Source organism: Pseudomonas sp. BS3767, from assembly GCF_900099665.1.
Classification (GTDB): Bacteria; Pseudomonadota; Gammaproteobacteria; order Pseudomonadales; family Pseudomonadaceae; genus Aquipseudomonas; species Aquipseudomonas cerasi.
In genome coordinates this window covers 560208-573786 of record NZ_FNCX01000002.1, presented here as the reverse complement: position 1 = coordinate 573786, position 13579 = coordinate 560208, and the positions used below count along the sequence as shown (strand labels likewise).

Genomic DNA, 13579 nt, shown 5'->3' with positions numbered 1-13579 from the left:
GCATGCGACGTATTGCTGTAGTAGGCGCCGCCGGGCGTATGGGCAAGACCTTGATCGAGGCGGTTCAGCAGGCACCGGGCGCCGGCTTGACCGCTGCTATTGATCGTCCTGACAGCACGCTTGTGGGCGCTGATGCGGGCGAACTGGCTGCGCTGGGTCGTATCGGCGTGCCGCTGTCGGGTGATCTGGCAAAGGTGGCGGACGAGTTCGACGTTTTGATCGACTTCACTCATCCTTCGGTGACGCTGAAAAATCTGGCGTTCTGTCGCAAGGCGGGCAAGGCGATGATTATCGGTACCACCGGTTTCAGTGCGGAAGAAAAGCTGCGTCTGGAAGAGGCGGGTAAAGACATTCCGATCGTCTTTGCTGCCAACTTCAGCGTCGGTGTGAATCTGTGTCTGAAGCTGCTCGACACCGCTGCGCGCGTTCTGGGTGATGAGGTTGATATCGAAATCACCGAGGCGCACCATCGGCACAAGGTCGACGCGCCGTCCGGCACCGCCTTGCGCATGGGTGAAGTGGTTGCCAATGCGCTGGGTCGTGATCTGGAAAAGGTTGCGGTCTACGGTCGTGAGGGGCAGACCGGTGCGCGTGATCGCCAGACCATCGGGTTTGCGACCATTCGTGCCGGTGACGTGGTGGGTGATCACACCGTGCTGTTCGCCGCGGACGGTGAGCGGGTCGAGATCACGCACAAGGCATCCAGTCGCATGACCTTCGCCAAGGGTGCCGTTCGGGCTGCAATGTGGCTCGACGGCAAGGCACCTGGGCTTTATGACATGCAGGATGTGTTGGGTCTGCATTGATTTCATACAGGGCCATTCGTGGCCCTGTCGCATTTCCCCGCATTTCAGGCTCATTGGTGGTAGACCAAAATGGGCCTTTTCTGTAAGCTACAGCTTTAGTGTGTCCACTAAAAGCGCGCAGATGATTCCATAAGAAAGCGGGGTGACGTAACTACGTCATTCCGCTTTTTTGCAGCCTGCGATCGCCCTTTCAGGTTTTATTTACGGGAGGTCTTCTTGACTAAGCCAGCCATACTCGCCCTTGCTGATGGCAGCATTTTTCGCGGCGAAGCCATTGGAGCCGACGGTCAGACCGTTGGTGAGGTGGTGTTTAACACCGCAATGACAGGCTATCAGGAAATTCTTACCGATCCTTCCTACGCCCAGCAGATCGTTACCCTGACTTACCCGCATATCGGCAACACCGGCACCACCCCTGAAGACGCAGAGTCGGATCGCGTCTGGTCCGCCGGCCTGGTCATTCGCGACCTGCCTCTGGTAGCCAGCAACTGGCGTAACAAGCTGTCCCTCGGTGATTACCTGAAAGCCAACAACGTCGTTGCCATCGCTGGCATCGACACGCGTCGCCTGACCCGCATCCTGCGTGAGAAAGGCGCCCAGAACGGCTGCATCCTGGCCGGTGATAACATCACCGAAGAGGCGGCCATTGCCGCTGCTCGCAGCTTTCCGGGCCTCAAGGGCATGGATCTGGCCAAGGAAGTCTGCACCAAGGATACCTACGAGTGGCGCTCCAGCGTCTGGGATCTGAAAACCGACAGCCACCCTGAAATCGCCGCGTCCGAGCTGCCTTATCATGTGGTCGCCTACGATTACGGCGTCAAGGTCAACATCCTGCGCATGCTGGTCGAGCGCGGTTGCCGCGTAACCGTGGTGCCTGCACAACTGCCTGCCAGTGAAGTGCTCGCCTACAAGCCGGACGGCGTTTTCCTGTCCAACGGCCCAGGTGATCCGGAGCCGTGCGATTACGCCATCAAGGCGATCAGGGAAGTGCTGGAAACCGACATTCCGGTGTTCGGCATCTGCCTGGGCCACCAGTTGCTGGCGCTGGCCGCGGGTGCCAAGACCGTGAAGATGGGCCACGGCCACCACGGTGCCAACCATCCGGTCCAGGATCTGGACACCGGTGTGGTCATGATCACCAGCCAGAACCACGGTTTTGCGGTGGATGAGGCGACCCTGCCGAGCAACGTTCGCGCCATTCACAAGTCGCTGTTCGACGGCACCCTGCAGGGTATCGAGCTGACCGACAAGAGCGCATTCAGCTTCCAGGGTCACCCTGAAGCGAGCCCGGGCCCGAACGACGTCGCGCCTTTGTTCGATCGCTTTATCGAAGCCATGGCCAAGCGCCGCTGACTGGTTGCCTTGAGACGGTAATACGCAGGTGCCCAGGGCGGCCCCGGACTCAATGTCCGGTCGCTGCCGCCCAGGCCACCTCAGACAAATGTTCAAGACGGCTTGCCGACTGACCTGCGGATTTGAGTGACAACCCATGCCAAAACGTACAGATATTAAAAGCATCCTGATTCTCGGCGCCGGCCCCATCGTGATCGGCCAGGCCTGTGAATTCGACTACTCCGGCGCCCAGGCCTGCAAGGCTCTGCGCGAGGAGGGTTACCGCGTCATCCTGGTGAACTCCAACCCGGCCACCATCATGACTGACCCGGCCATGGCCGACGCCACTTACATCGAGCCGATCAAGTGGCAGACCGTTGCCAAGATCATCGAAAAAGAGCGTCCTGACGCACTGCTGCCAACCATGGGCGGCCAGACGGCTCTGAACTGCGCACTGGATCTGGAGCGCGAAGGCGTTCTGGAGAAGTTCGGCGTCGAAATGATCGGCGCCAACGCCGACACCATCGACAAGGCAGAAGACCGTTCGCGTTTCGACAAGGCGATGAAGTCCATCGGCCTGGCGTGCCCGCGCTCCGGTATTGCGCACAGCATGGAAGAAGCCAGCGCGGTGCTTGAAAAGCTCGGCTTCCCTTGCATCATCCGTCCTTCGTTCACCATGGGTGGTACCGGCGGCGGCATCGCTTACAACCGTGAAGAGTTCGAAGAAATCTGCGCCCGTGGTCTGGACCTGTCGCCAACCAAGGAGCTGCTGATCGACGAATCGCTGATCGGCTGGAAAGAGTACGAAATGGAAGTTGTCCGCGACAAAAAGGACAACTGCATCATCGTCTGCTCGATCGAAAACTTCGACCCGATGGGTGTGCACACCGGTGACTCGATCACCGTGGCGCCTGCACAGACCCTGACTGACAAGGAATACCAGATCCTGCGTAATGCCTCGTTGGCAGTGCTGCGCGAGATCGGCGTAGAAACCGGTGGTTCCAACGTTCAGTTCGGCATCTGCCCGAACACCGGCCGTATGGTCGTGATCGAGATGAACCCGCGTGTATCGCGCTCCTCGGCGCTGGCCTCCAAGGCGACCGGCTTCCCGATCGCCCGCGTTGCCGCCAAGCTGGCCGTCGGCTACACCCTCGACGAGCTGTCGAACGAAATCACTGGCGGCAAGACCCCGGCTTCGTTCGAACCGTCGATCGACTACGTCGTCACCAAGCTGCCGCGCTTTGCCTTCGAGAAATTCGCCAAGGCGGACGCGCGTCTGACCACTCAGATGAAGTCGGTCGGTGAAGTGATGGCCATCGGCCGTACCTTCCAGGAATCCCTGCAGAAAGCCCTGCGCGGTCTGGAAGTCGGTGTGTGCGGTCTTGATCCGAAACTGGATCTGAGCCATCCGGAAAGCATGAGCACGCTCAAGCGCGAGCTGACCGTGCCGGGCGCCGAGCGTATCTGGTACGTCGCCGATGCCTTCCGCGCCGGTATGACGGTCGAAGAAATCTTCGCCATGAACATGATCGACCCGTGGTTCCTGGTGCAGATCGAAGACCTGATCAAGGACGAAGAGAAGATCAAGACCCTGGGTCTGTCGGCGATCGACCGCGACCTGATGTTCCGTCTCAAGCGCAAGGGCTTCTCTGACGCGCGTCTGGCCAAGCTGCTGGGCGTTACCGAGAAAAACCTGCGGACTCATCGTCACAAGCTGGAAGTGTTCCCGGTCTACAAGCGCGTCGACACCTGTGCCGCCGAGTTCGCAACCGACACCGCGTACCTCTACTCGACCTACGAGGAAGAGTGCGAAGCCAACCCTTCGACGCGTGACAAGATCATGATCCTGGGTGGCGGCCCGAACCGTATTGGCCAGGGTATCGAGTTCGACTACTGCTGCGTGCACGCCGCGCTGGCACTGCGTGAAGACGGTTACGAGACCATCATGGTCAACTGCAACCCGGAAACCGTCTCCACTGACTACGACACCTCGGACCGCCTGTACTTCGAGCCTGTTACCCTGGAAGACGTGCTGGAAATCGTCCGTGTCGAGAAGCCGAAAGGTGTGATCGTCCAGTACGGTGGCCAGACGCCTCTGAAACTGGCGCGGGCTCTTGAGGCCGCCGGCGTACCGATCATCGGTACCAGCCCTGATGCCATCGACCGTGCCGAAGACCGCGAGCGTTTCCAGCACATGGTCGAGCGTCTGAACCTGCGTCAGCCGCCAAACGCCACGGTGCGCAGCGAAGACGAAGCGATTCGTGCCGCAGCGAAGATCGGTTATCCACTGGTGGTGCGTCCGTCCTATGTACTGGGTGGCCGTGCGATGGAAATCGTTTACCAGGAAGACGAACTCAAGCGTTACCTGCGCGAAGCGGTTCAGGTGTCCAACGACAGCCCTGTGCTGCTGGACCATTTCCTGAACTGCGCAATCGAGATGGACGTCGATGCGGTCTGCGACGGTACTGATGTGGTGATCGGTGCGATCATGCAGCACATCGAGCAGGCGGGCGTTCACTCCGGTGACTCCGCGTGCTCGCTGCCGCCTTACTCGCTGCCGGCTCACATCCAGGACGAAATGCGTGAGCAGGTCAAGAAGATGGCGCTGGAACTGGGCGTTGTCGGCCTGATGAACGTGCAGCTGGCGCTTCAGGGCGAAGACATCTACGTCATTGAAGTCAACCCGCGCGCATCGCGTACCGTGCCGTTCGTTTCCAAGTGCATCGGTGTTTCGCTGGCGATGATCGCTGCCCGCGTGATGGCAGGCAAAACCCTGAAAGAGCTGAACTTCACCAAGGAAATCATTCCGAACTTCTACAGCGTGAAAGAGGCAGTGTTCCCGTTTGCCAAATTCCCTGGCGTTGACCCGATCCTCGGCCCGGAAATGAAATCGACCGGTGAAGTGATGGGTGTGGGGGATACCTTCGGTGAAGCGTTTGCCAAGGCCCAGATGGGCGCGAGCGAAGTGCTGCCAACTGGTGGTACCGCGTTTATCAGCGTACGTGACGATGACAAGCCTCTGGTTGAAGCGGTCGCTCGTGACCTCATCAATCTCGGTTTCGAGATCGTTGCCACCGCAGGCACTGCCAAGCTGATCGAAGCGGCAGGCCTGAAAGTGCGTCGCGTCAACAAGGTGACCGAAGGCCGTCCGCATGTGGTCGATATGATCAAGAATGACGAAGTCACCCTGATCATCAACACCACCGAAGGTCGCCAGTCGATCGCGGATTCCTACTCCATCCGTCGCAACGCCCTGCAGCACAAGATTTACTGCACCACTACCATTGCAGCAGGCGAAGCGATTTGTGAAGCGCTCAAGTTTGGTCCGGAGAAGACCGTACGTCGCTTGCAGGATCTCCATGCAGGATTGAAGGCATGATCAAATACCCAATGACCGTCCAGGGCGCTCGCGCCCTGGAAGAAGAACTGACCCACCTGACCAAGGTGGTCCGTCCCAAGTTGAGCCAGGACATCGGTACTGCGCGCGAACTGGGCGACCTCAAGGAAAACGCCGAATACCATGCTGCCCGCGAGCAGCAGGGGATGGTCGAGGCGCGTATACGTGATATCGAAGGCCGCATGCAGAACGCTGTGATCATCGACGTCACGACTATTCCGCACACCGGCAAGGTGATTTTCGGCACGACAGTCGAAATCGCTAACGTCGAGACTGACGAAAGCGTGGTCTATCAGATCGTGGGCGAGGACGAAGCGGATATCAAGAAAGGCAAGATTTCAGTGGGCTCGCCCATTGCCCGTGCCTTGATTGCCAAGGAAGAAGGTGATGTCGTCGTGGTGAAAACGCCGAGTGGCGTTATCGAGTACGAAATCATCGAAGTACGTCACATCTGATGCTGGCGCCCGTTTTACGGGCGCTTTCAGCGGCAAAAAAGAGTCAGGGCGCGCTTTTGGCGGCCCTGACTTCTGTTTTTATCCGTGTGCGCGGTGGACGTTGGACAGTTGCTTGTTTACCTTTGGGTTCTTGCGATAGATCAACGCCATTTTGCCGATGACCTGAACCAGGTCGGCAGAACCGGCCTTGCACAGTTCTGCGATGGCACCGAGACGGCTTTCGCGGTCGAGGATGTTGAGCTTGATCTTGATCAGCTCATGATCGCTCAGTGCGCGTTCAAGCTCTGCAAGTACACCTTCAGTCAAACCATTGTCAGCCACGATCAATACCGGTTTCAGATGGTGGCCAATGGATTTGTATTGTTTCTTCTGCTCTGGAGTGAGCGGCATAATCTGACCTCTGCGTCTGATCTTTTAAAAGCGGCGGCCAGTTTACCCGAGCGAGTCCGGGACCGCCCAGTTAATCACGACTCGTTTATTTTTGAGGTGCCCCGTGGCCCGTTCCAAGACAAGCCATAACTGGCTCAAAGAACACTTCGACGACAAGTACGTCAAAATGGCGCAGAAGGACGGTTACCGTTCGCGTGCCAGTTACAAGCTGCTGGAGATTCAGGAAAAGGACAAGCTCATCCGTCCTGGCATGACCGTGATCGACCTCGGCGCAGCGCCGGGAGGCTGGTCACAGGTGACCAGTCGTCTGATCGGCGGTCAAGGTCGTCTGATCGCTTCCGACATCCTTGAAATGGACAGCATCCCCGATGTGACCTTCATTCAGGGTGATTTTACCGAGGATGCGATTCTTGAGCAGATCCTGGAGGCAGTCGGTAATACGCAGGTAGACCTTGTGATTTCCGATATGGCCCCCAATATGAGTGGATTGAGCGCTGTAGATATGCCGCGTGCAATGTTTCTCTGCGAATTGGCGCTCGATCTTGCTGGTCGGGTACTACGTCCCGGTGGCGATTTTCTGATCAAGGTCTTCCAAGGTGAAGGCTTCGATGTCTACCACAAGGATATTCGCAAGCTGTTCGACAAGGTGCAGATGCGCAAACCGTCGTCGTCCCGCGACAGGTCACGCGAGCAATACCTGCTGGCTCGCGGCTTTCGCGGCATTGATGGCGCAGCCAGCATCGAGCGTTTTTGACAAGGTGCGATAGCTTTTTTCAAATGGCGTTGCCGATGCAGCATGACTGAACATTATGTTGTCAAAGTTTCACAAAGGGTTACAGACGGTGTCTGCCGTATCTGTAGGTTCTGTAGTAAGTTAGGCCGGTGAATATCATGCGAGGCACGCTTGCTGCGTGGAGCTTGCTTCAGAGGGTAGCTAATTGAACGATATGGCAAAGAATTTGATCCTGTGGTTGATCATCGCGGCTGTCCTGGTGACGGTGATGAACAACTTCTCCAGCCCTAACGAGCCGCAGAACCTCAACTATTCCGAGTTCATCCAGCAGGTCAAGGATGGCAAGGTCGAGAAGGTTTCTGTCGACGGCTACGTCATTACGGGCAAGCGCAGCGATGGCGACACCTTCAAGACCATCCGCCCGAACATCCCGGACAATGGCCTGATCGGTGATCTGGTCAGCAACAACGTCGTGATCGAAGGCAAGCAGCCTGAGCAGCAGAGCATCTGGACCCAGTTGCTGGTGGCCAGCTTCCCGATACTGGTGATCATCGCGGTGTTCATGTTCTTCATGCGCCAGATGCAGGGCGGGGCAGGCGGCAAGGGCGGCCCGATGAGCTTCGGCAAGAGCAAGGCGCGTCTGCTGTCCGAAGATCAGGTCAAGACCACCCTGGCTGACGTTGCCGGTTGCGACGAGGCCAAGGAAGAAGTCGGCGAGCTGGTCGAATTCCTCCGTGATCCGGGCAAGTTCCAGCGCCTGGGCGGTCGAATCCCGCGCGGTGTGCTGATGGTCGGCCCTCCGGGTACCGGTAAAACGCTGATCGCCAAGGCCATTGCTGGCGAAGCGAAGGTTCCGTTCTTTACGATTTCCGGTTCCGACTTTGTCGAGATGTTCGTGGGTGTCGGTGCAAGCCGCGTTCGCGACATGTTCGAGCAAGCCAAGAAACACGCGCCATGCATCATCTTCATCGACGAAATCGACGCAGTCGGTCGCCATCGTGGTGCCGGCATGGGCGGTGGTCACGACGAGCGCGAGCAAACGCTCAACCAGTTGCTGGTCGAGATGGACGGTTTTGAAATGAATGACGGCATCATCGTCATTGCAGCAACCAACCGTCCTGACGTACTGGACCCGGCGCTGCTGCGTCCAGGTCGTTTCGACCGCCAGGTAGTTGTAGGTCTGCCGGACATTCGTGGCCGCGAGCAGATCCTCAAGGTTCACATGCGCAAGGTTCCGATGGGCGAAGACGTCAACGCAGGCGTTATCGCTCGCGGTACGCCGGGCTTCTCCGGTGCGGATCTGGCCAACCTGGTCAACGAAGCGTCGCTGTTCGCTGCTCGCTCCGGCAAGCGCGTTGTAGAAATGAAAGAGTTCGAACTGGCCAAGGACAAGATCATGATGGGCGCCGAGCGCAAATCGATGGTCATGTCCGATAAGGAAAAGCGCAACACGGCTTACCACGAGGCGGGTCACGCTATCGTTGGGCGCCTGGTGCCAGAGCATGATCCGGTCTACAAGGTCTCCATCATCCCGCGCGGTCGTGCGCTGGGTGTGACGATGTTCCTGCCGGAAGAAGACCGTTACAGCCTGTCCAAGCGTGCGTTGATCAGCCAGATCTGCTCGCTGTACGGTGGTCGTATTGCGGAAGAAATGACCCTTGGCTTCGATGGCGTTACAACCGGTGCCTCCAATGACATCATGCGTGCCAGCCAGATTGCCCGGAACATGGTCACCAAGTGGGGGCTGTCTGAAAAACTCGGCCCGCTGATGTACTCGGAAGACGAAGATGCAGGTTACCTGGGGCGCGGCAGTAGCCAGAACTCCAGTGTTTCCGGCGATACTGCCAAGCTCATCGACTCCGAAGTGCGCAGCATCATCGACCACTGTTACGGCACCGCCAAGCAGCTGTTGACGGATAATCGCGACAAACTGGAAGCGATGGCCGACGCGTTGATGAAGTACGAAACGATTGATGCCGACCAGATCGACGACATCATGACCGGTCGTACTCCGCGTGAGCCGCGTGACTGGGGTGGTGGTTCGGGGACCAACGGTACTCCGATCACGCCTGACCCTCGTCCGGAAACTCCGATTGGCGGCCCTGCTGCCGAGCACTAAGGTCTGACATGACATCTGCGCTGTATCCAACCCGGTTGCCTTGCGGCAACCGGGTTCTTGATTTGGCCCATACGCATGTAATGGGTATCCTCAACGCAACCCCAGACTCATTTTCCGATGGTGGCCGCTACAGCCAGCGCGATGCTGCGTTGCGTCATGCCGAGGCAATGGTGCAGGCCGGCGCCACGCTTATCGATGTCGGTGGCGAGTCAACCCGGCCGGGTGCGCGTGCTGTCTCTGCGTCGGAAGAGGTCGAGCGTGTGGCTCCGGTGGTCGAGGTCATCGCGCGCGAGCTGGATGTGATCATCTCTGTGGACACCTCCACGCCTGAGGTCATGCTGGCGACGGCTGGGCTGGGTGCCGGGCTTATCAACGACGTTCGCTCGCTGCAGCGCCCTGGCGCGCTTGAGGCGGCCGCAAGCACCGGTTTGCCGGTCTGTCTCATGCACATGCTCGGCGAGCCCGGAACCATGCAGAATGACCCGCACTACGAAGATCTGGTGGGCGAGGTTTGTGCCTTCCTGGCTGAGCGGATGAAACAGTGTGTTGCGGCGGGAATTGGTCAGCAGCAGATCATTCTTGATCCGGGCTTTGGCTTTGCCAAGACACTGGAGCACAATCTGAGCCTGTTCAAGCATATGGAAGCGCTGCATGCGCTCGGCCGCCCTTTGCTGGTGGGTGTTTCGCGCAAGAGCATGATCGGTGCTGTGCTGGGGCGTCCCGTCGACCAGCGTCTGTCCGGCGGGCTCGCCCTGGCGGTTCTGGCGATGGCCAAGGGGGCAAGAATTCTGCGTGTGCATGATGTCGCCGAAACGGCTGACGTGGTGCGCATGATCGCAGCTGTCGAAGCAGCTGAATAACAACAGTGGGGCATCCATGACTACCAGAAAATATTTCGGAACCGACGGCATTCGCGGTCGCGTAGGGCAATTTCCGATCACGCCCGAGTTCATGCTGAAACTGGGCTGGGCGGCGGGCATGGCTTTCCGCAAGATGGGCGCCTGCCGGATTCTCGTCGGCAAGGACACGCGCATCTCCGGCTACATGTTCGAGTCCGCTCTCGAGGCTGGTCTCTCCGCTGCGGGTGCTGACGTTCTCTTGCTGGGGCCGATGCCGACACCGGCCATCGCCTACCTGACACGTACCTTCCATGCCGAGGCTGGCATCGTCATCAGCGCCTCGCATAACCCGCACTACGACAACGGCATCAAGTTCTTCTCCGGTCAGGGCACCAAGCTGCCTGACGAGATCGAGATGATGATCGAAGAGTTACTCGACGCGCCGATGACCGTGGCCGAGTCCGAGAACCTCGGCAAGGTCTCGCGGATCAACGATGCGGCCGGGCGTTACATCGAATTCTGCAAAAGCAGCGTGCCTACCAGCACCGATTTCGCCGGCCTCAAGGTCGTCATCGACTGCGCCCACGGTGCGACCTACAAGGTGGCACCCAACGTATTTCGTGAACTGGGCGCGCAGGTAGTGGTGCTTTCCGCGCAGCCTGACGGGCTCAACATCAACAAGGACTGTGGCTCCACGCATATGGAAGCCCTGCAGGCGGCCGTGCTTGCCGAGCATGCGGACATGGGCATCGGTTTCGACGGTGATGGCGACCGCGTCTTGATGGTCGATCACACCGGGACCATCGTCGATGGTGATGAATTGCTTTACATCATCGCCCGCGACCTGCACGAGCGGGGACGCTTGCAGGGCGGCGTAGTGGGCACATTGATGAGCAACCTGGGGCTTGAACTGGCCCTGGCTGAACAAGGTATTCCCTTTGTTCGGGCCAATGTCGGTGACCGTTATGTGATCGCCGAGTTGCTCGAGCGCAACTGGCAGGTCGGCGGTGAAAACTCCGGTCATATCGTCTGTTTCCAGCACGCCACCACTGGTGATGCGATTATCGCCTCATTGCAGGTGATATTGGCTCTGCGCCGAAGTGGCGTAAGTCTGGCCGAAGCGCGTCTGAAATTGCGCAAATGCCCGCAGATCCTGATCAACGTGCGCTTCGCCGGGTCGGGTGTAGACCCGGTTTCGCATCCGTCGGTCCAGGAAGCCTGCGCCCGCGTCACCGAGCAGATGGCCGGGCGTGGCAGGGTGCTGCTGCGCAAATCGGGTACCGAGCCGCTGGTGCGCGTGATGGTCGAAGGCGAGGACGAAACGCAGGTCAGGGCGTACGCCGAAGAACTCGCAAAACTGGTTACTGAAGTTTGCGCCTGATTTCGGCTTGCCAGTGTCGGAACTGTTGGGTAACATCTGCGCCCACTTTGACCCACGAGGTGTAGCATGCGTCGCCCAATGGTAGCTGGTAACTGGAAAATGCACGGTACCCGCGCCAGCGTCGCTGAGCTGATCGAGGGTTTGTGCAAGCAGTCGTTGCCAGGCAGCGTCGATATCGCCGTGATGCCTGCCAGTCTGTTTACCCATCAGGTGATCGAGGGGCTCAAGGCAACATCGATCATCGTTGGTGCGCAGGATGCAGCCATTCAGGCTGAGCAAGGCGCGCTGACAGGTGAGGTTGCATCGAGTCAGCTGGCTGATGCAGGTTGCAAGCTGGTACTTGTCGGGCACTCCGAGCGTCGTCAGTTGATTGGCGAACAGGATGATGTCTTGAACAAGAAGTTCGCGGCGATCCAGGCGAAAGGTCTGACACCTGTGCTCTGCGTAGGTGAAACGCTTGAAGAGCGCAAGGCGGGGCAAACGCTCGAAGTGGTAGGTCGTCAGCTGGACAGTGTCATCGCCGAGTTTGGTGTCAATGCACTGGTCAATGCTGTCATTGCCTACGAGCCGGTCTGGGCCATTGGCACCGGATTGACTGCTTCGCCTCAGGAAGCGCAGGAAGTGCACGCAGCCATCCGTGCGCAACTGGCAAAAGAGAATGCCGAAGTCGCACAAGGCGTGCGACTTCTCTATGGCGGCAGCGTGAAGGCGGCCAATGCGGTCGAGCTCTTCAGCATGCCGGATATCGATGGGGGGCTCATTGGTGGAGCTTCCCTGAATGCAGATGAGTTCGGTGCGATCTGTCGCGCCGCGGGAAACTGAAAAAATGCTGGAAACAGTCGTAATCGTTTTTCACCTGTTGGGCGCTCTGGGCGTTGTCGCTCTGGTATTGCTGCAGCAGGGTAAAGGTGCTGACGCAGGCGCGTCGTTCGGAGCAGGTGCATCAAATACTGTCTTCGGAGGTCAAGGAACCTCTACCTTTCTCAGTAAGTTTACTGCTATACTTGCCGCATGTTTTTTCATAACCAGCTTGGGGTTAGGTTACTTTGCTAAAGAGAAAGCTCAACAGCTGACTCAAGTAGGTTTGCCAGACCCGGCAGTACTGGAAGTGAAGCAAAAACCGGCAGCAGATGATGTACCGGTTCTCGAAGGGCAAAAGCCAGCCGCTGTTCCAGCTGACGTACCTCAAGCCCCAGAGAAGAAGTAAGACAGAATTCGGCGATGTTCGTGAGGTCGCCAAAAAGAGTTGTAATGCCGAGGTGGTGGAATTGGTAGACACGCAACCTTGAGGTGGTTGTGCCCATAGGGTGTAGGGGTTCGAGTCCCCTTCTCGGTACCAATTAAGCAGGAGAGCCCGCACTAGCGGGCTTTCTTGTAGGTGGATGTTGGATTGACCCAGCAATGGATCGGTCGTATACTTCCGCCCCAGCTTTGTCGCGGGGTGGAGCAGTTTGGTAGCTCGTCGGGCTCATAACCCGAAGGTCGTTGGTTCAAATCCAGCCCCCGCAACCAGTTTTAGCGGAGCCCCTTTTAAGGGGCTTTTTGTTAGCTGGACAGTACATGACGTCGATGTTCAGCGGCGTTTTCAGGGATGGGCTTTTGCCCATTTTTTTATTTCTAAAGCATGCACGAGGGGGTTCAGGTGTCGAGCAAGCTAGAACAGTTGCAGGACTTGTTGGCCCCAGTGGTCGTGGCCCTTGGCTATCAGTGCTGGGGAATTGATTTCAGTTCCCAGGGCAAGCATTCGGTGCTGCGCATTTATATCGACAAGGAAGGGGGCGTTCTGGTCGACGACTGCGCAATCGTCAGTCGCCAGATCAGCGGTGTGTTGGACGTAGAAGATCCAATCAGCACCGAGTACACCCTTGAAGTATCTTCTCCTGGCATGGAGCGCCCGCTGTTCACTATTGAGCAGTTTGCTTCGTACGCCGGGGAACAAGTGAAAATAAAGCTGCGTTCACCTTTCGAAGGTCGACGCAACTTTCAAGGCCTTCTCCGCGGGGTGGAGGAGCAGGATGTCGTGGTGCAGGTTGAAGACCATGAGTTCCTGTTGCCGATCGACATGATCGACAAGGCCAACATTATTCCCACGTTTGACTGAGACGTGCCGGTTACTGCGGATCCCGC

Annotated in this window: 12 protein-coding genes and 2 tRNA genes; 13 read left to right on the top strand and 1 reads right to left on the bottom strand. The window is 58.2% G+C overall.

Annotated features, from left to right (window positions below):
• The first annotated feature begins 2 nt into the window (after positions 1-2).
• The 4 genes from dapB (at position 3) to greA (ending at position 5990) form a co-directional block, all read left to right on the top strand.
• Positions 3-806, top strand: coding sequence for a 4-hydroxy-tetrahydrodipicolinate reductase (gene dapB / locus BLR16_RS07125; protein ID WP_003431540.1), 804 nt, complete (start codon positions 3-5; stop codon positions 804-806).
• A gap of 216 nt (positions 807-1022) precedes the next feature.
• On the top strand, positions 1023-2159 hold the full coding sequence (gene carA / locus BLR16_RS07120) for a glutamine-hydrolyzing carbamoyl-phosphate synthase small subunit (RefSeq protein WP_074805108.1): 1137 nt from the start codon (positions 1023-1025) through the stop codon (positions 2157-2159).
• A gap of 136 nt (positions 2160-2295) precedes the next feature.
• A complete protein-coding gene (carB, locus tag BLR16_RS07115; protein WP_074805103.1) occupies positions 2296-5517 on the top strand; it encodes a carbamoyl-phosphate synthase large subunit in 3222 nt (1073 codons plus the stop codon).
• A complete protein-coding gene (gene greA / locus BLR16_RS07110; protein ID WP_003400161.1) occupies positions 5514-5990 on the top strand; it encodes a transcription elongation factor GreA in 477 nt (158 codons plus the stop codon). Before carB ends, greA begins: the two co-directional genes overlap by 4 nt.
• A 78-nt stretch (positions 5991-6068) precedes the next feature.
• On the opposite strand, the gene BLR16_RS07105 is transcribed toward greA, so the two are convergent.
• Positions 6069-6380 carry a YhbY family RNA-binding protein gene (locus BLR16_RS07105; protein ID WP_003340569.1) on the bottom strand — a complete coding sequence of 104 codons (312 nt, stop codon included), beginning with the start codon at positions 6378-6380 and terminating at the stop codon, positions 6069-6071.
• A gap of 103 nt (positions 6381-6483) precedes the next feature.
• Here BLR16_RS07105 and rlmE point away from each other — a divergent pair, with 103 nt between their 5' ends.
• The 9 genes from rlmE to rimP all read left to right on the top strand — a co-directional run bounded on the left by rlmE (position 6484) and on the right by rimP (position 13553).
• Positions 6484-7134: a 23S rRNA (uridine(2552)-2'-O)-methyltransferase RlmE gene (rlmE, locus tag BLR16_RS07100; protein WP_003313635.1), complete on the top strand. Its 651-nt coding sequence runs from the start codon at positions 6484-6486 to the stop codon at positions 7132-7134.
• A 193-nt stretch (positions 7135-7327) separates the two neighbouring features.
• Positions 7328-9232 carry an ATP-dependent zinc metalloprotease FtsH gene (ftsH, locus tag BLR16_RS07095; protein ID WP_003364143.1) on the top strand — a complete coding sequence of 635 codons (1905 nt, stop codon included), beginning with the start codon at positions 7328-7330 and terminating at the stop codon, positions 9230-9232.
• Positions 9233-9240: 8 nt separating this feature from the next.
• Positions 9241-10092, top strand: a complete 852-nt coding sequence (gene folP / locus BLR16_RS07090) for a dihydropteroate synthase (RefSeq protein WP_054082031.1) — start codon at positions 9241-9243, stop codon at positions 10090-10092.
• Between the two features lie 16 nt (positions 10093-10108).
• Entirely contained in the window at positions 10109-11452 is a 1344-nt protein-coding gene (glmM, locus tag BLR16_RS07085; RefSeq protein ID WP_074805100.1) for a phosphoglucosamine mutase, read from the top strand.
• Between the two features lie 66 nt (positions 11453-11518).
• Positions 11519-12274 carry a triose-phosphate isomerase gene (gene tpiA / locus BLR16_RS07080; protein ID WP_003364135.1) on the top strand — a complete coding sequence of 252 codons (756 nt, stop codon included), beginning with the start codon at positions 11519-11521 and terminating at the stop codon, positions 12272-12274.
• Positions 12275-12278: 4 nt separating this feature from the next.
• Entirely contained in the window at positions 12279-12659 is a 381-nt protein-coding gene (gene secG, locus BLR16_RS07075; RefSeq protein ID WP_003313628.1) for a preprotein translocase subunit SecG, read from the top strand.
• Between the two features lie 46 nt (positions 12660-12705).
• Positions 12706-12791, top strand: a tRNA-Leu gene (locus tag BLR16_RS07070).
• A gap of 96 nt (positions 12792-12887) precedes the next feature.
• Positions 12888-12964, top strand: a tRNA-Met gene (locus BLR16_RS07065).
• A gap of 130 nt (positions 12965-13094) precedes the next feature.
• Positions 13095-13553, top strand: coding sequence for a ribosome maturation factor RimP (gene rimP, locus BLR16_RS07060; protein WP_002555126.1), 459 nt, complete (start codon positions 13095-13097; stop codon positions 13551-13553).
• The last annotated feature ends 26 nt before the right edge of the window (positions 13554-13579 follow it).

What these genes read in the sequence shown, in the direction of transcription:
- dapB (WP_003431540.1), top strand. Translation starts at nt 3, where the DNA reads ATGCGACGTATTGCTGTAGTAGGCGCCGCCGGGCGTATGGGCAAGACC.
- carB (WP_074805103.1), top strand. Translation starts at nt 2,296, where the DNA reads ATGCCAAAACGTACAGATATTAAAAGCATCCTGATTCTCGGCGCCGGC.
- greA (WP_003400161.1), top strand. Translation starts at nt 5,514, where the DNA reads ATGATCAAATACCCAATGACCGTCCAGGGCGCTCGCGCCCTGGAAGAA.
- BLR16_RS07105 (WP_003340569.1), bottom strand. Translation starts at nt 6,380, where the DNA reads ATGCCGCTCACTCCAGAGCAGAAGAAACAATACAAATCCATTGGCCAC.
- ftsH (WP_003364143.1), top strand. Translation starts at nt 7,328, where the DNA reads ATGGCAAAGAATTTGATCCTGTGGTTGATCATCGCGGCTGTCCTGGTG.
- folP (WP_054082031.1), top strand. Translation starts at nt 9,241, where the DNA reads ATGACATCTGCGCTGTATCCAACCCGGTTGCCTTGCGGCAACCGGGTT.
- glmM (WP_074805100.1), top strand. Translation starts at nt 10,109, where the DNA reads ATGACTACCAGAAAATATTTCGGAACCGACGGCATTCGCGGTCGCGTA.
- tpiA (WP_003364135.1), top strand. Translation starts at nt 11,519, where the DNA reads ATGCGTCGCCCAATGGTAGCTGGTAACTGGAAAATGCACGGTACCCGC.
- secG (WP_003313628.1), top strand. Translation starts at nt 12,279, where the DNA reads ATGCTGGAAACAGTCGTAATCGTTTTTCACCTGTTGGGCGCTCTGGGC.